This window comes from Pseudomonas sp. GW821-FHT09A09 (assembly GCF_059418405.1).
Genome location: NZ_JBWKPU010000018.1, coordinates 43,650 through 66,010, shown reverse-complemented (window position 1 = coordinate 66,010; position 22,361 = coordinate 43,650). Strand labels below are relative to the sequence as shown.

The 22,361-nt window shown below is 61.1% G+C and carries 13 protein-coding genes; 8 read left to right on the top strand and 5 right to left on the bottom strand.

The genetic code is table 11. From position 1 onward, the window contains the following. Window positions 1–7 precede the first annotated feature (7 nt). Complete coding sequence (locus tag AC07OV_RS17335) at window positions 8–5,179, bottom strand: hypothetical protein (RefSeq protein ID WP_495092648.1); 5,172 nt, start codon at window positions 5,177–5,179, stop codon at window positions 8–10. A gap of 162 nt (window positions 5,180–5,341) precedes the next feature. Here AC07OV_RS17335 and AC07OV_RS17330 point away from each other — a divergent pair, with 162 nt between their 5' ends. From AC07OV_RS17330 to AC07OV_RS17305, 6 genes are all read left to right on the top strand, one after another. Beyond that, the gene (locus AC07OV_RS17330; RefSeq protein ID WP_494997900.1) at window positions 5,342–7,645 is read left to right on the top strand and encodes a YgiQ family radical SAM protein; all 2,304 of its coding nucleotides are present in this window, start codon (window positions 5,342–5,344) and stop codon (window positions 7,643–7,645) included. 204 nt (window positions 7,646–7,849) lie between these two features. Continuing rightward, entirely contained in the window at window positions 7,850–8,770 is a 921-nt protein-coding gene (ssp4, locus tag AC07OV_RS17325; protein WP_494997899.1) for an Ssp4 family T6SS effector, read from the top strand. Next, window positions 8,767–9,216 (top strand): hypothetical protein, encoded by a 450-nt coding sequence (locus AC07OV_RS17320; protein WP_495092647.1) that lies wholly within the window; start codon window positions 8,767–8,769, stop codon window positions 9,214–9,216. Before ssp4 ends, AC07OV_RS17320 begins: the two co-directional genes overlap by 4 nt. Before the next feature lie 188 nt (window positions 9,217–9,404). Further along, the gene (locus tag AC07OV_RS17315) at window positions 9,405–12,695 is read left to right on the top strand and encodes a transglutaminase family protein (RefSeq protein WP_495092646.1); all 3,291 of its coding nucleotides are present in this window, start codon (window positions 9,405–9,407) and stop codon (window positions 12,693–12,695) included. A 158-nt stretch (window positions 12,696–12,853) separates the two neighbouring features. Further along, window positions 12,854–15,340, top strand: a complete 2,487-nt coding sequence (locus AC07OV_RS17310) for a circularly permuted type 2 ATP-grasp protein (protein WP_176997118.1) — start codon at window positions 12,854–12,856, stop codon at window positions 15,338–15,340. Beyond that, window positions 15,340–16,230: a transglutaminase family protein gene (locus tag AC07OV_RS17305; RefSeq protein ID WP_494997895.1), complete on the top strand. Its 891-nt coding sequence runs from the start codon at window positions 15,340–15,342 to the stop codon at window positions 16,228–16,230. The genes AC07OV_RS17310 and AC07OV_RS17305 overlap by 1 nt, the downstream gene beginning before the upstream one ends. 145 nt (window positions 16,231–16,375) lie before the next feature. Here AC07OV_RS17305 and AC07OV_RS17300 read toward each other — a convergent pair whose 3' ends face one another. Beyond that, complete coding sequence (locus AC07OV_RS17300) at window positions 16,376–16,558, bottom strand: hypothetical protein (protein ID WP_178918692.1); 183 nt, start codon at window positions 16,556–16,558, stop codon at window positions 16,376–16,378. A gap of 342 nt (window positions 16,559–16,900) precedes the next feature. On the opposite strand from AC07OV_RS17300, the gene azu reads away from it, so the two are divergent. After that, window positions 16,901–17,347 carry an azurin gene (gene azu, locus AC07OV_RS17295; RefSeq protein WP_176997115.1) on the top strand — a complete coding sequence of 149 codons (447 nt, stop codon included), beginning with the start codon at window positions 16,901–16,903 and terminating at the stop codon, window positions 17,345–17,347. Between the two features lie 136 nt (window positions 17,348–17,483). Here the strand turns inward: azu and nadE are convergent, their stop codons facing one another. From nadE to AC07OV_RS17280, 3 genes are all read right to left on the bottom strand, one after another. After that, window positions 17,484–18,311, bottom strand: a complete 828-nt coding sequence (gene nadE / locus AC07OV_RS17290) for an NAD(+) synthase (RefSeq protein ID WP_495092645.1) — start codon at window positions 18,309–18,311, stop codon at window positions 17,484–17,486. Window positions 18,312–18,314: 3 nt separating this feature from the next. Then, window positions 18,315–19,529 carry a nicotinate phosphoribosyltransferase gene (gene pncB, locus AC07OV_RS17285; RefSeq protein ID WP_176997113.1) on the bottom strand — a complete coding sequence of 405 codons (1,215 nt, stop codon included), beginning with the start codon at window positions 19,527–19,529 and terminating at the stop codon, window positions 18,315–18,317. Window positions 19,530–19,735: 206 nt separating this feature from the next. Continuing rightward, window positions 19,736–20,626 carry a LysR family transcriptional regulator gene (locus AC07OV_RS17280; RefSeq protein ID WP_176997112.1) on the bottom strand — a complete coding sequence of 297 codons (891 nt, stop codon included), beginning with the start codon at window positions 20,624–20,626 and terminating at the stop codon, window positions 19,736–19,738. Between the two features lie 153 nt (window positions 20,627–20,779). On the opposite strand from AC07OV_RS17280, the gene amaB reads away from it, so the two are divergent. Further along, complete coding sequence (amaB, locus tag AC07OV_RS17275; protein ID WP_176997111.1) at window positions 20,780–22,270, top strand: L-piperidine-6-carboxylate dehydrogenase; 1,491 nt, start codon at window positions 20,780–20,782, stop codon at window positions 22,268–22,270. Window positions 22,271–22,361 lie beyond the last annotated feature (91 nt).

Genomic DNA, 22,361 nt, shown 5'->3' with positions numbered 1-22,361 from the left:
GTCACGCCTACGGCACGCGTTCAAACAGCTTTTGTGCAACTTTCAAGCTGATTGCTTCACGCCAAATGGCTTGATGAGCACGCCCCGCTTGCTCCTCGCGTTGCTGAAAGTCGCTGCCCTGTCGGCCTTGCGCCAGAGTTTTCAAATGGCCGCCTTTGATCATGTAGTCCAGCGCCGGGCGATCAAGGCGGTCGTAATGGAAATGTGCTTCCCATAGCGGCGTATTGTCGGCGGCGTCGTTGATCCCATACACATCCAGATATGAGCGCTCATTACCCTTGCCCAGCGGTTTGCGGTTCAGTGTTTTGACAACCCTGAGCTGGGCATTGTCGAGCAGATAATCCAGACGCTGTACATTGAGCACGTCTTTGTTCTTGTACATGCGGATTAGCAGGTCGCGACCTTCCGTCATCAAACGGTTACTGCCCGCCTTCAAGCGCGCGATCCTGTCGCTGTCTACGTCCGAGCCCTCAAGTTTATGCGCCAGTTCGCTCAGCTGGTTGGCCTTGCTGCTCAAAAACTCGTAGATATTGGTCGGGTAGTGTTTTTTACGTTCGTTGGCTCGCGCCAGTGCCACATGGTCATCCACTTTTGCCAGCAGGGCGTCGGCTTGTCCTGCCAGCAAGGGTTTGGCCGGCGGGCTGAGAGCGACCTCCACGAGTTGCCATTCGCCGGCCTTTTTCTCATAGCGGCGTGCTGTGTCCAGCTTGAACGGATCATCCACGGTTACCGTCACGCTGCCATCCGCTGCGGTTTCCTTGATGCCCACCATGACTTTGTAGGCACCGTTGCGCCGTGTGCGAAACATCTTCCGGACAGTGGCCGGCCCGGGGGCTTCAGCAGGTTGCGCCGGGATAAAATCAAAATCGATGTCCTGATCGTAGGCCGGTAACTCCTGATTGCTCGCCAGTTTTTCATGCAGTTGGGTAATACGGTTTTCCAGTTGGGTTTCATAGGTGTCGATGATCGCGAGGATGCCGTTGACCGATGCGATCCGTTCCGGGGAAACCGTACCCAGCAGTGCCACATAGTCGGGTTTCTCCACCGCGATCTGCTCCAGCGCCAGGCGCAACGCCACGGGCTGGGAGCGTTCGGGGATATTCGGCAGGTCCTCCGTCACCCAATGAATGGCCATGGCGGTATCGATCCCGATGGTAGGAGGGGCCTTGGGATTGTCGGTGAGCAGGCGGTTCAGCACGTTGAAACGCGTGACTTGCACCTTGTTTTCATCGGGAAGGCCAGCATTGATGCGGTCCATTTTCTCGGCATCGCTGCGTGACAGTTTGCGGATCTGTTCGATCACCTCCTTGCGCATTTGCAGAATTTCGAGTTTTTTGTTCATGTGGGCCAGGACCTTCTTGCACGTCTCAGCGGTGATGTCTTGCTCGACAACCTGGCGACCACGCAGGTCCATGATGACCATGAGCTTGTTCAGGAAGTCGACTCGGAGGGTCTGTTGCTCCACCAGTTCTTCCTTGTACAGGCCTCCTGTCTTGAGCAGTACCAACCAGTCCTTGTGTTCAATCAGCGAGTTGACATAGCTCTCCTGCAGGCGTGTGTGCCTGATAGTGTGCACTTCAAGCGCTACCAGTGCGGCCGTTTCGGCATCGCTGCCTTCAGGGTGTTTTTGCGCCAGTGCCAATAGTTCGTCAAACCGTGTACCAGAAGAAACCAAGCCGTTGAAGGCCGTCCGAATGGGCTCATAACGTTGCATCAAGAAGGCCTTGATGTCATGCCGCTGTGCAGTGCGGCGCATTCCGCCGAGGGCACCAACGAGTGCCGTGACCCACAAATTGGCAGTATTGCGCGTGATAGCACGGGTCTCGCCGCTGCGGCTGGCACGGTAAATATTCTCGCTCTCCAGCGCCACCGGATCTTGAGGTTTAACAATGCGCCAGACCTTGTTATCGACAGTCGAGGCATCAAGGTCGAGCATTACTTGATAGGCTTTCTGATCAACATTGACGTATTTTCGACCGGCGATTGTGTAAATGCCGTCGACATCGGGCAGTTGTGCGACTTGGTGCGTGTCAAAGGCGCGCCAATCGGCCAGTGTTTGGCTGGAAAGAGGCAGCTGTGGGGAAGGCGGCAGGACGTCAGGTAGATAGTCACGATGTACGCGTGCTTGTTGCATGACATCCGTGACTAATCCAGCGCGATCATAGATGCCCCTGCCCAGGCTGTTGCGTTGCGCGTCAGTGAGGGTGCGAAGGGTGGCACTGACCAGGCTGTTTTCAGTGGCGGGCGGCAGTTGCACATCGCCGCTGTCTTGCAGGTAGCCGGCGTACTTGCGGCCATCTTTGACCAGCATCACAAACGTGTCCGAATCCGGATGGCCGTAGGTGTCCAATAAAAGGCCGCGCCCGGTCACGTGGCCGGCGTGATTATAGGTCGGCAGGTAAACCTGGATCGCAAGGTTGGTCGGCCAGTTCGGCAGCAATGGCAGCAAATGACAGAACAAGGCTTCGCTGTGCTGATCAAGGCCGATGCCAGCCGAATCGCTCAAGGCGCCCAGTGCCTGGACCACGCGACTCTCTCTCACGTGCGCATGGATTGCGGCGCGAGCGGGCGCGTCGATGGGGGAGTAGTCGCCAGCGGTCAATGAAGGATGCAGGCGCGCCAGCTCATCCGCTGCGCTGCGGGAAAGGTCAGGGAAGCGGCGCCGCAACGTGTGGCTCACCGACTGCTCGATGGGTCTGTCTGTCGGTGCGAACCGTCGGGCACCATTGCTTACGGCCAGTTGCCCGCGCGGCAGACCGCGCCACAGCGCGTGAAACACCTCGTCAAGATGTTGGCCAAGGTGCTCGCCCAGTGTTTTACGCACCTCCAACAGGCGATTGGCCAGGTGCTGGTCCTGAGCGTTGATCCCGGTTTTGCCCAGGGTTGCGCCGGGGTTCAGTCGCTCGTATTCCTTTACTGCCAGATGCAGCAGTGTGTCAGGGGGGGAGGTAGGCGCTCGCGTGCGATAGTCGCCGTCGCCGGTCTGCAGCAGTTCGATCACCGGTGCAGCCCGTTCGTTGACGGCGAGCACAGGTGAATGCCGGGTGATCAGCGTGGTGCCGTCAAGTTGATAAATAGCGAGGTCGCAACGGCTGATGTCGGCCAGCAGTGCAGGCAACAGTTGATCGGCGATCGCCGGTAGGCGCGTGTCCGGCTGTTGGAGTGCGCTGTGCAGCAACCGGATTTGCTCGCGCAGATACTGTTCCTCGATGGCTTGGGTGAACGTCCAGCGGGGTGTTTCATGGCCTGCCCAGGCATTCAGCAATTGCCGGCGATCAATGCCTGCCACATCCAGTGCCCTGCGACAGCCGTCCAGTGACAGAGCCTGTTCGGTTGGGGCCAGTATCCGTTGCAGGAGCTGATGGTCGCTGAGTGGCTGCGTGTCGATAGGGTCCAGCGTCCAGCGTTTGTGCTGTGGGTGGTAAGTGACAAACGGCTCGAAAGCGGCGGTCTGATGGGTCAGGCGATAGCGTCCTGAGACACTGTCCCGTGCAACCCTGGCCACCTTGTCCTGGCCTTCGACACTGATTTTGATGAAGTGCTGGCCGGCGCGCTCGAACAGCCCTTGCTCGTTCGCTTCGAGACCCTCCAGGGTTTTGGGATCAACCTGGGTATAGGCCTGCATGAACCACAACCCCGGGCTGCCAGCACCCTGCATGCCTGCTTTGGGCGAACCCAGGGTGTGCATCAACTGCCGGTTCCGGTGTTGTGACAAGCGAGCGCCCACACCTTGAAGGCGTGCGCTGACCACCAGATCGAAGATATCGCTTACCGCCTGGATCAGCTCGGCCTGGCGCCCCTGGCGCAAGGCGCTCACTGCCTCTACGGTCTGGGCTGTCAATGTACCAAGGGTGGCGAACAGCATGACCCTGCTCAAGCCTGTCACGCCGCCGGGTACCGGGATCAGCAGCATCGACAAGGTTTCGCTGACCACATATTTGAGTAAGCCCAGTGCAGCCTCGCGATCGGCCAGGCGCGTGTTGCGGGCCAGGCGTACAAGGTCGGACTGGATTGGCCACGACAGGCTGATCGCCAGCGTGTGCATCAATGAGTGCGGTGCCACACCGTAGGGTTCGATCAGCAATTTTTCCCGGTTTGGGGTTTTGCTGGTGAACAGGTCGTAGAAAAGGCGTGCGTGCCAGTAAAGCTTATCGCGGTTGACGGTGAGCGGCTTGATGAACGTTCTGAGCTTTTCCTGGTTGTTCAGCGAAAGGGTTTTGATAAACCAATTGAACGTTTCCAGGTTCACGTGATTGCGCAATTGCAGCTGCAAGCCTTCCACGGCGTCGGCCACGGAAAAATGACGACGAAACGCGCCGTTTGGGCGGTCGGGGAAATAGCTGTAAACCCGTGTGCCCTGGGGGGGCTCAAAGCGTCGGGTAAAGAACGGCAGGGTGATTTTTTCACCGCCTGCATCGATCTGGTAGGTACTCCAGTTGAAGGTGTTATCGGACAGTTGCCGATTGAGGCGGTTGAATTCCTGCGCGTCGATGCCCCATGGCTGCGTTGTGCGGCAGGCGTCATGCAGGGCCAGCGACAGTTTGGTGGCGTGCAAGGAGAACAGCGGGGCAGATAACCGTGCTGTGTAGTTCTGTTCAATGAAATCGGTGACTTGTCTGCCCAGGTCGGTTTGCCGCGCAACCTCAACAAATTCGGACACGTTAAGGCTATTGTCGCTGATGTAGCTGGCGTTCTGTTCTTCTGTCGAAAAGTAAGCGGTAAAGCCGAAGTTGCGCTGTGCCGCTTCCAGCAACGTCATGGACCTTTCGTACTCACGAACGGCGAGGTCTTCTTTGAACATCTGAACGTGCTGGCTCAACGCGTCGTTGTCGTCAATCTCCGGTAAATCGCTTGCAGGAATTGGCAGTTGCCGAACACGTGTTTTCAGATAAGTGGTACGCGCATTTATCGTTTTGCCGGTCTTGAGCCGGAGTGCGGTTTCCAGTGACTCCAGCATTTGTCGGTTGAGGTCACTATAGAAACTGTTGATTGCCAGGCTCAGGGTTGTTTCATGCCTGATGTGTTCCTTGCATAGACGCAGGTAGTCTTGTTGCTGTGCCGGGGTGAGTTTGCCCATGAAGGTGTTCAGGTTACCTTCAATGACATTCAGGGCCTGAAGCTCGCTCCAGTATTCACTGGACGGTATAACGCTGGGGGCGTGGGTGGCAGGAGTCGCCATGGTCGTCGCTCGAAAAAAGAATCGAGCGACTCTAGGCATTGGGAGACCCGTTCAGGCGGTACTTATTATTGTCTTTAAAAGCCGACCATTGCCGTCGGAATTGGTCAAAATTTGTGCTATATTCCGCGCCCGCGATTTTTCATCTCAACACCGGTCACCGTCATGCAAACAGCCAAGCCGTTATTTGACTATCCCAAGTACTGGGCCGAATGTTTCGGTCCAGCGCCATTCCTGCCCATGAGCAGGGAGGAGATGGATCAGCTTGGCTGGGATTCCTGCGACATCATCATCGTCACCGGTGATGCCTACGTTGACCATCCCTCGTTCGGCATGGCGATCATCGGCCGGCTGCTGGAGTCCCAGGGCTTCCGCGTCGGGATCATCGCCCAGCCGAACTGGCAGTCCAAAGACGACTTCATGAAGCTCGGCGAGCCGAACCTGTTCTTCGGCGTCGCGGCCGGCAACATGGACTCGATGATCAACCGCTACACCGCCGACAAGAAAATCCGTTCCGACGACGCCTACACCCCTGGCGGCATGGCCGGCAAACGCCCGGACCGCGCCAGCCTGGTGTACAGCCAGCGTTGCAAGGAAGCCTACAAGAACGTGCCGATCGTACTCGGCGGTATTGAAGCTTCGCTGCGCCGCATAGCCCACTACGACTACTGGCAGGACCGCGTGCGCAACTCGATCCTGATCGACGCCACCGCCGACATCCTGCTGTACGGCAACGCCGAGCGCGCGATTGTCGAAGTTGCCCAGCGCCTGTCGTGGGGCCACAAGATCGAAGACATCACCGACGTGCGCGGCACCGCGTTTATCCGCCGTGACACGCCGGTGGGCTGGTACGAAGTGGACTCCACCCGTATCGATCGTCCGGGCAAGATCGACAAGATCATCAACCCGTACGTGAACACCCAGGACACCCAGGCCTGTGCCATCGAGCAGGAAAAAGGTCCGCAGGACGATCCGGAAGAAGCCAAGGTCGTGCAGATCCTGGCCAGCCCGAAGATGACCCGCGACAAGACCGTGATCCGTCTGCCGTCGGTCGAGAAAGTGCGCAACGACGCGGTGCTTTATGCCCACGCCAACCGCGTGCTGCACCTGGAAACCAACCCGGGCAACGCCCGCGCCCTGGTGCAGAAGCACGGTGAGGTGGATGTGTGGTTCAACCCACCACCCATTCCTATGACCACTGAAGAAATGGACTACGTGTTCGGCATGCCTTACGCCCGTGTTCCGCACCCGGCGTACGGCAAGGAGAAGATCCCGGCCTACGACATGATCCGCTTCTCGGTGAACATCATGCGTGGCTGCTTCGGCGGCTGCACCTTCTGCTCGATCACCGAGCACGAAGGCCGCATCATCCAGAACCGTTCCGAAGAGTCGATCATTCGCGAGATCGAGGAGATCCGCGACAAGGTCCCGGGCTTCACCGGCGTGATCTCCGACCTCGGCGGCCCGACCGCGAACATGTACCGCATCGCCTGCAAGAGCCCGGAAATCGAATCGGCGTGCCGCAAGCCGTCGTGCGTGTTCCCGGGCATCTGCCCGAACCTGAACACCGACCATTCGTCGTTGATTCAGCTGTACCGCAGCGCCCGTGCGTTGCCGGGTGTGAAGAAGATTCTGATCGCCTCCGGCCTGCGCTACGACCTCGCCGTGGAGTCGCCGGAGTACGTGAAAGAGCTGGTCACCCACCACGTCGGTGGCTACCTCAAGATCGCCCCGGAACACACCGAGGAAGGTCCGCTCAACCAGATGATGAAGCCGGGCATTGGCAGCTATGACAAGTTCAAGCGCATGTTCGAGAAGTACACCAAGGAAGCGGGCAAGGAGCAGTACCTGATCCCGTACTTCATCGCGGCCCACCCGGGCACCACCGACGAAGACATGATGAACCTGGCCCTGTGGCTCAAGGGCAACGGCTTCCGTGCCGACCAGGTGCAGGCGTTCTACCCGTCGCCGATGGCCACCGCCACTGCGATGTACCACTCGGGCAAAAACCCGCTGCGCAAGGTCACGTACAAGAGCGACGCGGTGACCATCGTCAAGAGCGAGGAGCAGCGCCGCCTGCACAAGGCGTTCCTGCGCTACCACGACCCGAAGGGCTGGCCGATGCTGCGTGAAGCGCTGACCCGCATGGGCCGCGCCGACCTGATCGGGCCGGGCAAGGACCAGTTGATCCCGCTGCACCAGCCGAGCACCGACAGCTACCAGAGCGCCCGTCGCAAGAACTCGACGCCGGCTGGCAGCCACAAGGTCGCCAAGGAAACCACCACCAAAATCCTCACCCAGCACACCGGCCTGCCGCCGCGTGGCAGTGATGGCAGCAACCCGTGGGACAAGCGCGAACAAGCCAAGGCTGCGGCCCAGGCACGCAATAAGCAGGCCGCCAAGGAGCGCAGCGATGCCGCGAAGGGCAAGGGCGGCAAGCCTGCGCGCAAGCCCGTCGTGCCGCGTTGATCGCAGCCTGAATAAACAAAACGCCAGCCTCGTGCTGGCGTTTTGCTTTCTATTCGCTGGCGAGCCTGTTTGTTAAGGTGGCGCCTATTGAATCGCCATCGCCGGCAAGCCCGCTCCCACCGTTTGGAACGCGTTCCCCTGTAGGAGCCGGCTTGCCGGCGATGGGGCCAGCACGGCCACCAACACCGTCAAGGAAGAACACTCATGGGCAACCCCCTGGCCACCATCGGCATGGACTCCAACCGCTCCCAATTCATGGCGCGCCAGCGCATTGAAAGTCAGATCAACCTACCGCGCCTGTTTGCGGCCATCGACGCCGATCCCGCCATCGTCGGCGCGGGTGTCGTGTACATCGACGCCGATTTTAACGTGGTGACCCTGCGCGAATTCCAACCCATCTGCAGCATCGCGCCCAAGCGGTTGATCCTGCGTGAGGCGCAGAAGTACATCGCACCGACGCAATTCGCTCAGCAGGTGCAAGACAACCCCCGCGAATCGCGATTAGTGGGCGAAGCGGTCAATACCACCTTGTCGTGTGCAGGAGCGGTGATCGGATGGATTGTGGTGCTCAGTGGTTCCGTCGCGGTTCCGTTTTCGGCGGGGGCCAGTTCGGTGGTCGTGGCACTCGGCTACACCGCCGCCGCAGCCAGCTCAGTGCAGTGTTTTGCCAGCGGCTATCGCACTGTCAATGAAATCCGCAACCCTGCCAAGAATGATCAGCTCGACAGCGAAGAGTGGTACCAATACACCATGATTGCGCTGGATGCCGCCTCGTTGGTCGGGGTGGGTGCATCGTCACTGGCGACGCTCAAACTGGTCCGGCTGAACAAGGCGACCACCGGGAAAAGTGTGAGAGAGGTGCTCCGTGGCTTGAACCGTCAGGAGCGTGCCAAACTCACGAAGGAGCTATTGAGTATCAACGACCCACGCCTGACATCGAAGATGATCAAGTTGAAGCAACTGTCGGGCGAGTTGCCAAAACGGTTCACGCCCACCGAGGTCAAGCACGCGACTGTGACGCAAATCAAGGATGCCTTGGGCGCAGCCATCGGCTTCACCGGCAGCGCGGTTTCGGGGAACGTGCGCACGATTGCGGTGGGGTTGTATGAGGAAGCCGAGCAATGAGTGAGTTTCCCAGTATCCGCAGCTTTCTATCGACCTACTTTCCGGTTTTCATGGGGGCGATATTCGCCTCCATTTTTACCTTGGTGTTTGCGGTGCCGCATTTTTTCGACAGTTACTTACCCGGCCTTTCCATGGAGGACAACGCCAAGTATTCCTTCCTGGGAGGCATAGCACTCACCTTGGTCATTGTGCATTGCAACTTCATGATTGCCCGTGGATACCCGCAGTGGGTATGGCCACTGGTGGGGCTACTGGGGCTCTGCTTTCTAGGTGTATTGCCAACCTTTAGTGATCAACCGCACCGCCTCATGTTTGGCTTGGGCTTGCTGTTCCCGTTACTCGGGCTGCTACTGCTCAACAGCCAGCGCCATCGCGAAATGCGTCAGAAGCTGCGCGAAGTGCGTCACCTGCGTGAAGCCGTGATTGCCCGCCAAAAATCCCTGTGATTGGGTAGATTCCCCACTCCTCCTTCACACCGGCGCCACAAATATGTGCAAGCCTCGCACCATGGCACCCCCGTCGGCGCCGTTTTGGTGCTGTACTGCACCGGGTCTTACGATAAAGCGCAATGACCGCCGCTCTGGCATAAGTCTTGCGCGCTTTGTTTCCATGCCCTGGCTCGCAGGAGGCCGCCGTGTCGATTCATGTCGCGTTGCACCACGTTACGCATTACCGCTATGACCGCGCTGTCGAACTCGGCCCACAGATCGTGCGGTTGCGCCCGGCCGCCCATAGCCGCACGCGGATTCTGTCCTATGCACTGAAAGTTCTGCCCGAGCAGCATTTCATCAATTGGCAGCAAGACCCCCAAGGCAACTACTTGGCGCGCCTGGTGTTCCCGGAAAAGACCGATGAGCTGCGCATCGAAGTCGACCTGGTTGCCGAAATGGCGGTGTTCAACCCGTTCGACTTTTTCCTGGAGCCCTACGCCGAAAAAATCCCCTTCAGCTACGCCGCCGATGAGCAACGTGAGCTGGCGCCGTACCTGGAAACCCTCCCGCTGACGCCGAAATTCGCGCAGTACCTGGCGGGTATCGACCGTACGCCTTTGCCGGCGGTGGATTTCCTGGTGGGCCTCAACCAGCGCCTGGCCGCGGATATTGGCTACCTGATCCGCATGGAACCGGGCGTGCAAACTCCGGAATTCACCCTGGAGAACGCCTCCGGTTCCTGCCGTGATTCGGCGTGGCTGCTGGTGCAGATCCTGCGCAACCTGGGGCTGGCGGCGCGGTTTGTCTCGGGTTACCTGATCCAGCTCACCGCCGACGTCAAAGCCCTCGACGGCCCTTCCGGCACGGAAGTGGACTTCACCGACCTGCACGCCTGGTGTGAGGTGTATTTGCCCGGTGCCGGCTGGATCGGCCTGGATGCCACCTCGGGCCTGTTCGCCGGTGAAGGTCATATCCCATTGGCCTGTAGTCCTGATCCCTCGTCTGCCGCGCCGATCAGTGGGTTGGTGGAACCTTGCGAGTGCGAATTCACCCACGAGATGTCGGTTGAGCGGATTTGGGAGGCGCCGCGCGTCACCAAGCCCTACACCGAAGAACAATGGCTGGCGATTCAAGCGCTGGGTCGGCAGATCGACGGCGACCTGCTCAAGGACGATGTGCGCCTGACCATGGGCGGCGAGCCGACCTTCGTGTCCATTGATGACCCCGACGGCGCCGAGTGGAACACCGCCGCCCTCGGGCCAGACAAGCGACGCTTGTCTGCCGAGTTGTTCCAGCGCATGCGCAAGCATTACGCACCCAAAGGCCTGGTGCACTTTGGCCAAGGCAAGTGGTACCCCGGCGAGCAATTGCCGCGCTGGTCGCTCAACTGCTACTGGCGCCGCGACGGTGTGCCGATCTGGCACAACAGCGCGCTGATTGCCGATGAACAAGAGGACTACGGCGCCGATGGCGAGATGGCCGGGCGCTTCCTGGCCAGCGTGGCCGAGCGCCTGAAGCTGCCGGCGCGCTTTGTGTTCCCGGCCTATGAAGACAACTTCTACTACCTGTGGCGCGAAGGTGCGTTGCCGCAAAACGTCACCGCCCAGGACCCACGCCTGAGCGACGATTTGGAGCGCGAACGCCTGCGCAACGTGTTCAGCCAGGGCCTGGATAAAGTCATCGGCCAAGTGCTGCCGCTGGCGCGCACGGCAGCCAACGACCGCTGGCAGAGTGGTCGCTGGTACCTGCGGGACAATCATTGCCGCCTGGTGCCAGGTGACTCGCCGCTGGGCTATCGCCTGCCGTTGGCCTCGCAGCCGTGGGTGACGGCGGCCGAATACCCGTTCGTGCATCCCACCGACCCCAATCAGGATCTGCCAGAGCTGCCGACCACGGCCCAACTGCAAACGCACGACGAGCCCGCGCCGAGTGATGAGCGCGTACCGAAGGTGGACCAGTCCGCCGACTGGCTGACCCGCACCGCGTTGTGCGCCGAAGCACGAGCAGGGCGCTTGTACCTGTTCATGCCGCCTCTGGAGCGGGTCGAGGATTACCTTGAGCTGGTGGCCGCCATCGAGGCCACGGCCGAAGAACTGCATTGCCCGGTGCTGCTGGAAGGCTACGAGCCACCGGCCGATACGCGCCTGAGCAACTTTCGTGTGACCCCTGACCCGGGTGTGATCGAAGTGAATGTGCAGCCGTCCGCAACATGGGACGAGTTGGTGGAACGCACCGAATTTCTCTACGAAGAGGCGCGGCAAACCCGCCTTACCACGGAAAAATTCATGATTGACGGGCGCCACACCGGTACCGGTGGCGGCAACCACTTCGTGCTGGGCGGTGCCACGCCGAAGGATTCACCGTTTTTGCGTCGGCCCGATCTGCTGCGCAGCTTGATCAGTTATTGGCATAACCATCCCTCTTTGTCGTACCTGTTTTCCGGCCTGTTTATCGGCCCGACGTCCCAGGCACCTCGGGTGGATGAAGCCCGTAACGATGCGCTGTATGAGCTGGAGATCGCCTTCGCGCAAATGCCTGCGCCCGGTGAGGACTGCCCGCCGTGGTTGGTGGACCGCCTGCTGCGCAACCTGCTGATCGACGTGACGGGCAACACCCATCGCGCCGAATTCTGCATCGACAAACTCTACTCGCCGGATGGCGCCACCGGCCGCCTGGGCCTGCTGGAGCTGCGCGCCTTTGAAATGCCGCCCCATGCACGCATGAGCCTGACCCAGCAGTTGCTGCTGCGTGCCTTGGTCGCACGTTTCTGGCGTGAACCCTATGCGCCGCCGAAGCTGGCGCGCTGGGGCACAGAGCTGCATGACCGTTTCTTGCTGCCACATTTTATCGAGCAAGACTTTGCCGACGTGATCGTCGAACTCAACGCCGCAGGCTACCCACTGCGTGCCGAATGGTTTGCGGCGCACCTGGAGTTCCGCTTTCCCAAGGTCGGCGACTACGCCGTCAGCGGGATCGAACTGGAGCTGCGCCAGGCCCTGGAACCTTGGCATGTGCTGGGTGAGGAGGGCGCGGTGGGGGGTACGGTGCGCTACGTGGATTCATCCCTGGAGCGCCTGCAAGTCAAGCTCACCGGGCTGGCGCCGCAACGCTACCTGCTGACCTGCAACGGCGTCCCGGTGCCGCTGCACGCCACCGGTCGGGTGGGTGAGTTCGTCGCCGGCGTACGCTATCGCGCCTGGCAACCGGCCAACTGCCTGCAACCGACTATCCCGGTGCATGCGCCGTTGGTGTTCGACGTGCTCGACACCTGGATGCAACGTTCGCTGGGGGGCTGCCAGTATCACGTGGCGCATCCGGGTGGGCGCAATTACGACAGCCTGCCGGTGAATGCCAACGAAGCGGAGAGCCGACGCATGGCGCGGTTTTTCCGCTTGGGGCACACCCCCGGGAAACAACCGGTGCCCGCCCTGGTGATCAACGATGAGTTGCCAATGACCCTCGATCTGCGGCGTTTTCCCCCTAAAAATGACTAAACCCAATCCCCCTGTAGGAGCCGGCTTGCCGGCGATGGCGGTGTACCAGCCACCCGCTAGGTTGCCTGAACCAACGCGATCGCCGGCAAGCCGGCTCCTACGGTAGATTGCGGTGGATTTGAATTAAACTGAGCCCCCTTGCCTCTGCCGAGCGTTCCATGTCTGACTTGCTCGACCGTTACCCGCTGACCGCGGGCACTTATCACGAACTGCTGGATGACAGTGGCCAGGTGCGCGCTCATTGGCAGCGCCTGCTCGACCACCTGCAACGCAGCACGCCCGCGCAGTTGGCCCAGCGCCAGGCGCTGCTGACCCGGCAGATCCAGGAAAACGGCGTGACCTACAACGTCTACGCCGACCCCAAGGGCGCCGACCGCCCCTGGGAGCTGGACTTGTTGCCCCATGTGTTGGCCGCCGATGAATGGCAGCAGCTGTCGGCCGGTATCGCCCAGCGTGCGCGCCTGCTCAATGCGGTGCTGGCCGACCTGTATGGCCCGCAACGTTTGATCAAGGAAGGCCTGCTGCCCGCCGAGCTGGTGTTCGGACACAACAATTTCCTGTGGCCGTGCCAGGGCATCCAGCCCCCCGACGGCGCGTTCCTGCACCTGTACGCGGTGGACCTGGCACGCACGCCCGACGGTCGCTGGTGGGTCACGGCCGACCGTACCCAGGCGCCGTCGGGTGCCGGCTATGCGTTGGAAAACCGCACCATCGTGTCCCGTGCGTTCCCGGACCTCTACCGCGATTTGCAGGTGCAGCACCTCACCGGGTTCTTCCGCACGCTACAGGAAACCCTGGCCCGCCAGGCGCCGGGTGATGATCAGCCGCCGTTGATCGTGCTGCTTACACCCGGGCGGTTCAACGAAAGCTATTTCGAACACCTCTACCTCGCCCGGCAGCTCGGCTACCCGCTGGTGGAGGGCGGCGACCTCACCGTGCGCGACAGTACCGTGTTCCTCAAGACCCTCAGCGGCCTGCGCCGGGTGCACGCGATCATGCGGCGCCTGGACGACGATTTCTGCGACCCGCTGGAACTGCGCACCGACTCGGCCCTGGGCGTGCCCGGCCTGCTCGACGCGGTGCGCCAGGGCAACGTGTTGGTGGCCAACGCCTTGGGCAGCGGCGTGCTGGAATCCCCCGGCCTGCTGGGCTTCCTGCCGAAGATCAACCACTACCTGTTTGGCGAAGAGTTGATACTGCCGTCCATCGCCACCTGGTGGTGTGGCGAAGCACCGGTGCTGGCCGAAGCGCTGGAAAAGCTGCCGGAGTTGCTGATCAAGCCGGCCTTTCCGTCTCAAAGCTTTGCCCCGGTGTTTGGTCGTGACTTGAACGACGAACAGCGCCAGGCCCTGGCCGATCGCATGCGGGCGCGGCCTTATGCCTATGTCGCCCAGGAACTGGCACAGCTGTCCCAGGCGCCGGTGTGGCACACCGTGGATGACCACCTGCAACACCGCGCCATCGGCATGCGCGTGTACGCCGTGGCCAGCGACGAGGGTTACCGGGTGCTGCCCGGTGGCCTGACCCGTGTGGCCGCCGAGGCCGACGCCGAAGTGGTGTCGATGCAGCGCGGTGGCGCCAGCAAGGACACCTGGGTGCTCGGCGAACGGGCTGCCGGTGGCGAACACTGGCGTGCCCAGCGCGCCATCGGTGCCCATGATCTGGTGCGCCGCGACCCCTATCTGCCGTCGCGAGTGGTGGAAAACCTGTTCTGGTTTGGCCGCTATTGCGAGCGTTGCGATGACAGCGCGCGCTGGCTGCGAATCGTGCTGGCGCGCTATGTGGACGGCGATGATCCACTGGCGTTGCAGGCGGCGGTGGAGTTGGGCGAGACCCTGCGCCTGCTGCCGGACGAGGGCGAGTTGCCCGAGCGCCTGCAGGCGGCCTTGCTCGGTGATGACTGGCCGTCGAGCCTGCGCGCCAACCTGCAGCGCTTGCAGTGGGCGGCGTCCCAGGTGCGCGGCAAGCTGTCCCGGGAGAACTGGCAGGCGTTGGTCGAGCTGCAGCGCGAAGCGCTGGAGCTGGAAAGCGACACCCCGGACTTTGGCGAGTTGCTGGATTTCCTCAACCGTCTGGTGATGTCCCTGGCGGCGCTGTCCGGGTTTGCCCTGGACGACATGACCCGTGACGAAGGCTGGCGCTTCCTGATGATGGGCCGGCGCATCGAGCGCCTGCAGTTTTTGAGCAGCAGCCTGGCGGCGTTCCTGCGCGGCGTGGCGGTGTTCGACCAGGCGGGGCTTGAGTGGTTGCTGGAACTGGGCAACAGCAGCATCACTTACCGCTCGCGCTACCTGGCGGTGCCGCAGTTGATCCCGGTGCTCGACCTGTTGTTGCTGGACGAGCAGAACCCCCATGCGGTGTTGTTCCAGCTCAAGTTGGTCAGCCGTACGTTGCGGCGGCTCAATGATGATTTCGGCGTGCCCCGGGAAACCGGCCTGGGCCCGTTGGTGGAGCGCCTGGCGCGTTTCGACCTGGGCTGCCTGGAGAACCCGTTGTTTGGCGAGTCCAGCGTGCGTGCCGCACTGGACGGCCTGGCCGACCTGCTGCAAGCGGTGGCCGATGAGAGTGGGCAAGTGTCGGATCGTTTGGCGTTGCGCCATTTTGCCCATGTGGATGATGTCAGCCAGCAAACGGTGTCGGTGTGATGAGTGCGCGCTACCAGATTTTCCACGATACCCACTATCACTACGACAGTCCGGTGTCCCTGGCCCAGCAGTTGGCGCACCTCTGGCCACGGCCCTGTGCCTGGCAGCGTTGCAGCTCGCAACAGCTGGACATCAGCCCACAGCCGTCGTCGCGCCGTGATGAGCTGGATGTGTTTGGCAACCCGATCACCCGCCTGGCGTTTGAGCGGCCCCATGATGAGTTGCTGGTCAACGCCGGCTTGACCGTGGAAGTGCTGGCGCGCCCGGCGCTGGACTTCCAGTTATCGCCGGCCTGGGAACAGACCCGCGACAGCCTCACCTACGGCAGCCAGCCGATGTCCGAGGCGTTGATCGAAGCGTGCCGTTTTCGCTTCGAGTCGCCCTACGTGCACCTGAAAAAGAACTTCGTCGAATTCTCCGAGAGCTGCTTCCCGGCCGGCCGCCCGCTGTTACTGGGCGTGCAGGCACTGATGGAAAAGATCTTCGGCGAATTCACCTTTGATGCCGAAGCCACCCAGGTCGCCACGCCGCTGGTGGAAGTGCTGGAGCGCCGGCGTGGTGTGTGCCAGGACTTTGCCCACCTGATGCTCGCGTGCCTGCGTTCACGGGGCCTGGCGGCGCGTTACATCAGTGGCTACCTGCTCACCCAGCCACCGCCCGGCCAGCCACGGCTGATCGGCGCCGATGCGTCCCACGCGTGGGTCTCGGTGTATTGCCCGGTGTCAGGCTGGGTGGATTTTGATCCGACGAACAACGTTCAGCCGGCGCTGGAACACATCACCCTGGCCTGGGGCCGGGACTTCTCGGATGTGTCGCCGTTGCGCGGGGTGATCCTGGGGGGAGGGAACCATGACCCCGAAGTACGGGTGACGGTGATGCCACTGGAATAGAGCCTGACAGGCTAGCGTGTGTGGGAGCTGGCTTGCCTGCGATGGCCGCTACTCGATCTGACGGATACACCGAGTCGCCTGCATCGCGGGCAAGCCCGGCTCCCACATGAGCGATCATTCCCACACTCTGCGTGGGAACAATCAATTATTCAGCAGGATCTTTTGGTGTTTCGGTCTCGTCGTTCGTTTCTTCACCATCAACTTCGGCGGTCAGACCATTGGCCTCTTCTTCTGCAGCGGCTTTCTTGCGTTGCAGTTTTTCCTCTTTCTTCTGCTCCTTGGCCAAGTCTCTCTGACGTTTGGCGAAGGAGTAATTAGGTTTGGCCATGGGCGATCCTCTAGGGTCGAAGGTGAGGGTGGCGGCGCGCAGCTGCCTTGGGCTGCCTTGGGCTGCCATGGTAGCAGCTTAGCAGCGCGCTTGGCCTTCACTTACCGCAGGCGTAGGCGGCCAGCAGGCCGTTGAACAGTTGGTTGAGGTGCATGGCTCGGGCTCCAGTGGGTGATGGCCCGATCATAGGCAGGTCGTTGCACTTTGGCTGGTAGATTGTGTTGATCAGTCTGATAGCCTAAAGTTGTATACAATCTGTTGATGCAGATCATAAGAATTCCTGCCTGCTTCAGGCACCCTTGTCGCAATACGCGTTTTTTAAACCCTGCCTTGGAGATTCACATGTTTGCCAAACTCGTTGCTGTTTCCCTGCTGACTCTGGCGAGCGGCCAGTTGCTTGCTGCAGAGTGCGCGGTCACCGTCGACTCCACCGACCAGATGTCGTTCAACACCAAAGAAATCACCATCGACAAGAGCTGCAAGACCTTCACCGTGAACCTGGAGCACTCGGGCAGCTTGCCGAAAAACGTCATGGGCCATAACTGGGTCCTGACCTCGGCCGCCGACATGCAGCCGGTAGCCACCGACGGCATGGCCGCAGGCATCGACAAGAACTACCTGAAGGAAGGCGACGCACGCATCATCGCCCACACCAAGATCATCGGTGCTGGCGAGAAAGATTCGGTGAGCTTTGATGTGTCCAAGCTGAAGGCGGGCACTGACTACGCGTTCTTCTGCTCGTTCCCGGGCCACATCTCGATGATGAAAGGCACGGTGGTGGTTAAGTAAGACCGCGTCATCGTTCATCGCAGGCAAGCCAGCTCCCACATTCAACCGCATTCTCATGTTGGAACTCGGTCAACTGTGGGAGCTGGCTTGCCTGCGATGGCGATCAAATAATCAATACAAAACTACCTGTCTCACCTCACGGCGCAAACGGTATGACCCGCTTGTGCTCCGTCTTGCGGTAGGTATCGCAGATAATCTTGAACGCTTCCTCACGCACGGGCTCACCGTGCAGGAACGCATCGATCTCGGCGTAGGTCACGCCATGTGACGCTTCGTCCGGCTTGCCCGGCGACAGGTCTTCCAAATCCGCCGTCGGCACTTTCTCGACCAGTGATTCCGGCGCGCCAAAATGCCGTGCAATGGCTCGCACCTGGTTCTTCACCAACCCGCTCAACGGCGCCAGGTCGCACGCGCCATCGCCGAACTTGGTGAAAAAGCCCATCACCGCTTCCGCCGCATGGTCGGTACCAATCACCAACCCACCCGCTGCACCTGCGATGGTGTACTGCGCCACCATGCGCATGCGCGCCTTGGTGTTGCCCAGCACGAAATCACGGGACACCGCCGCCTTGCCTTCAAACGCCGCCACTTCATTGGCCAGCGCCTTCACCGCCGGGCCGATGTTCACGGTGTGGCGTTCGTCGGGCTTGATAAAGTCCACTGACGCCGTGGCATCGATTTCATCGAACTGGGTTTCGTAGGGCAGGCGCACCGCGATAAAGCGGTAGGCTGTATCGCCCGTGCTTTCGCGCAGTTCTTTCATCGCGCGCTGGGCCAGGAGGCCTGCGGTCAGGGAATCCACGCCGCCGCTGATGCCCAGCACCAGGGTCTTGAGCCCGGAATTGCGCAAGCAATCCTGGATGAAAGTGATGCGGCGGGAAACCTCAGCCTCAAGGGCGGCCTGGTCGTTGAACGGTGCTTGAACCTTGAGCTGCTGCGCAATCTCACGCTGTACGGCTTGCATGATTCACTCCTTGCTGGAAAGGGCAGGTACTTTGAAAACGTGTCGCAAATAGGCGACAAAATTCGGATCGGTGCAGTGGGTCTTGCCCGCTTCATCGGAGATCTTCGCGACGGGCTGGCCATTGCAGGCGGTCATTTTAAGCACGATGCTCATCGGCTCCACACCCGGGATGTCGCAGGTCAGGTTGGTGCCGATGCCGAAGCTCACATTGATGCGACCGCGCAGCGCCCGGAATATTTCCAGAGCCTTGGGCAGCGACAGGCTGTCGGAGAACACCAGGGTCTTGCTCATCGGCTCGATGCCGAGCTTGTGGTAATGGGCGATGGCTTTTTCGGCCCATTGCACCGGGTCGCCGGAGTCGTGGCGCAGGCCGTCGAACAGCTTGGCGAAGTACAGATCGAAATCGCCCAGGAACGCGTCGGTGGTGATGCAATCGGTCAGGGCGATGCCCAGCAGGCCACGGTATTCACGCACCCAGCAATCGAGGGCGGCGATCTGGCTGTCGATCAGGCGCGGGCCGAGTTGCTGGTGGGCCATGATCCACTCGTGGGCCATGGTGCCCAGGGGTTTCATGTTGAGCTCGCGGGCCAGGTGCACGTTGCTGGTGCCGACAAAACGCCCGGGGAAGTCATGCTTGAGCACATTGACCACTTCTTCCTGCACGCGGTACGAGAAGCGGCGGCGGGTGCCGAAGTCGGCCACCTGCAACTCGGACAGCTCTTCGCTGCTGGCATTGGCGGTAAGCCAATCGAACTTGCGATACAGCTGCTCGCGGGCCTGTTCAAGGATCACGGTCTGGTAGCGGTAGCGGTTACGCACTTCGCTGACGATGGCCAGCATCGGCACTTCAAACAGGATCACATGCAGCCATGGCCCGCGCAGGCGAATGAATAATTCGCCGTTCTCGATGCCGGTCTGCACGTAACGCAGGTTGAAGCGGAACAGCCCGAGAAAACGCAAAAAATCCGGCTTCATGAAGCTGATGCGTTCCAGGAAACCCAACTGGTCGGGGCTCAGGCTCAACTCGGCGAGGCGCTCGATCTGGTAACGGATCTCCGCCAGGTACGGGCGCAGGTCTTCACTGTTACGGCAACGAAACTCCCATTCAACTTCCACGTTCGGGTAGTTGTGCAGCACCGCCTGCATCATGGTCAGCTTGTAGAAGTCGGTGTCGAGCAGGTTCTGCACGATGCGATCGGCAAACACACTCTCGCTCATAACGGGAATCTCCAGACGGGTCGGCGATGGGCGCCGGCCTTTACGCACAATTAAGGAATGGCGCTAGTGGCGCATAGACCTGTGGGGTTTTGCCAGTGATTTTTTCAGTGCAGCCACTGGCCTCATCGCAGGCAAGCCAGCTCCCACAGATGAAATGCATTCCAAATGTGGGAGCTGGCTTGCCTGCGATGGCGATATTCCAGGCACTAAATCACCTGCTCCATCATCCACTTCACAAACTCCCTCACCTTGGGCACCTCCGCCGAATGCTCTGGGTACGCCAGGTAATACGCATCCTGGCTCGGCATTGCATGCTGCCAGGGAATCACCAACTTGCCGTCCGCCAGTTCCTCCTCCACCAGAAACCGCGGTAACAACGCCACGCCACAACCCACCTGCGCGGCACGAATGCACATATAAAAAGTGTCGAAACGCGGCCCGTGATAACTGTGCTCGGTCTGGTAGCCCTGGCTGGCGAACCAGTCGTGCCAGCCCTGTGGCCGCGAGGCATTTTGCAGCAGCACCAGATCACTCAATTGCGTGGGGTCAGTAAAAGGCCGCGTCGGCAGGCTTTCTGGTGCGCACACCGGCACCAGCTCTTCGCTGAACAGCTTCAGGCTCTCGGTGCCGGGCCGTGAACCCTGGCCAAAGTAGAAGGCCATGTCGGCCTTGCCTTGCAGCAGCTCATCGGGCTCCTGCTCGTTGCACAGGTCCAGGTGGATCTGCGGGTGGCGCAGCCGCCAGCCCTTGAGGCGCGGCACCAGCCAGCGTGCGCCGAAGGTGTAGGGCGTGGACACCCGCAGCACTTCGGTCTCACCACCATAAGAGCGCAGGTAGTGAGTGGACATCTCTACCTGCGTCAGAATCTTGCGCACTTCCACCAGGTACAGGTCACCCGCCGGGGTCATCTGCAGGCGCCGGCGCACGCGGCGGAACAGCAGGTGCTGCAAGAGTTCTTCAAGCTGGGCCACTTGCTTGCTCACCGCGCTCTGAGTGAGGTTCAGCTCCTCGGCGGCGCGGGTGAAGCTCAAGTGGCGGGTGGCGGCTTCGAAGCACTGCAGGGCGGTGATCGAGGGCAAATGTCTTTTGTTCAGCACGGCGTGCCTCTTTTTATGCTTTGCATGAATAAACGGAATGATATCTCGCCTAATCGTCGTTTGTTGGCAAGTCTTGGGCCAGCTACAAATAAGGTCTGGATCGCCGTGTGTGCCGCGGCGCGAATTTTCTGTTTGAGATTGAAGGAGTGACCCATGGTTGCCGCATTGCTTGATCGTCTCGGGGTGAACCCGGCGCTGTACCAGGCGGGCAAACAGCCCGTGCATTCGCCGATTGATGGCAGCCGCATCGGCAGCGTGCACTGGGAAGGTGCCGCCGAGGTGGAGCAGCAGGTCAGTCGCGCCGAGCATGCATTCGAGGCCTGGCGCAAAGTGCCAGCACCGCGTCGCGGCGAGCTGGTGCGTCAGTTCGGTGACGTGTTGCGCGAATACAAGGCCGACCTGGGTGAGCTGGTGTCCTGGGAAGCCGGCAAGATCACCCAGGAAGGCCTGGGTGAAGTGCAGGAAATGATCGACATCTGCGACTTCGCCGTCGGCCTGTCGCGTCAGCTGTACGGCTTGACCATCGCCTCCGAGCGCCCGGGCCACCACATGCGTGAAACCTGGCACCCGCTGGGTGTGGTCGGTGTGATCAGTGCGTTCAACTTCCCGGTGGCCGTGTGGGCATGGAACACCACCCTGGCCCTGGTCTGCGGCAACGCGGTGATCTGGAAACCCTCGGAAAAGACCCCGCTCACCGCCCTGGCCTGCCAGGCGCTGTTCGAGCGCGTGCTGAAGAATTTCAACGATGCCCCGCAGTACCTCAGCCAAGTCATCATCGGCGGCCGCGATGCCGGCGCCGCGCTGGTGGATGACCCGCGCGTGGCCTTGATCAGCGCCACAGGCAGCACCCGCATGGGCCGTGAAGTGGCCCCCAAAGTCGCCGCGCGCTTTGCTCGCAGCATCCTTGAGCTGGGCGGCAACAACGCCATGATCCTCGGCCCAAGCGCCGACCTGGACATGGCCGTGCGCGCCATCCTGTTCAGCGCCGTCGGTACGGCTGGCCAGCGCTGCACCACCCTGCGTCGCCTGATCGCCCATGAGTCGGTGAAAGAAGAGATCGTTACCCGCCTCAAGGCCGCTTATTCCAAAGTGCGCATCGGCCACCCACTGGAAGGCAACCTGATCGGCCCGCTGATCGACAAGCACGGCTTCGACAACATGCAGGACGCCCTGGAGCAAGCCTTGAGCGAAGGCGGTAAGGTGTTTGGCGGCAAGCGCCAGCTGGAAGACAAATTCCCCAACGCCTACTACGTGTCGCCGGCCATCGTGGAAATGCCCGAGCAGAGCGACGTGGTGTGCACCGAGACGTTCGCGCCAATCCTCTATGTGATCGGCTACAAGGATTTTCCTGAAGCCCTGCGTCTGAACAACGCCGTGCCTCAAGGCCTGTCGTCGTGCATCTTCACCACCGACGTGCGTGAGGCCGAGCAGTTCATGTCGGCGGTGGGCAGCGACTGCGGCATCGCCAACGTCAACATCGGCCCGAGCGGCGCGGAAATCGGCGGCGCGTTTGGGGGTGAGAAAGAAACCGGTGGCGGGCGTGAATCGGGTTCGGATGCATGGCGCGGCTACATGCGTCGCCAGACCAACACCGTGAACTACTCGCTGGAGTTGCCGCTGGCACAGGGCATCACTTTCGACTGATCCACTATCGAAACGCGGTTAAAAATGTGGGAGCTGGGGGGGGGGGGGGGGGGGGGGGGGGGGGGGGGGGGGGGGGGGGGGGGGGGGGGGG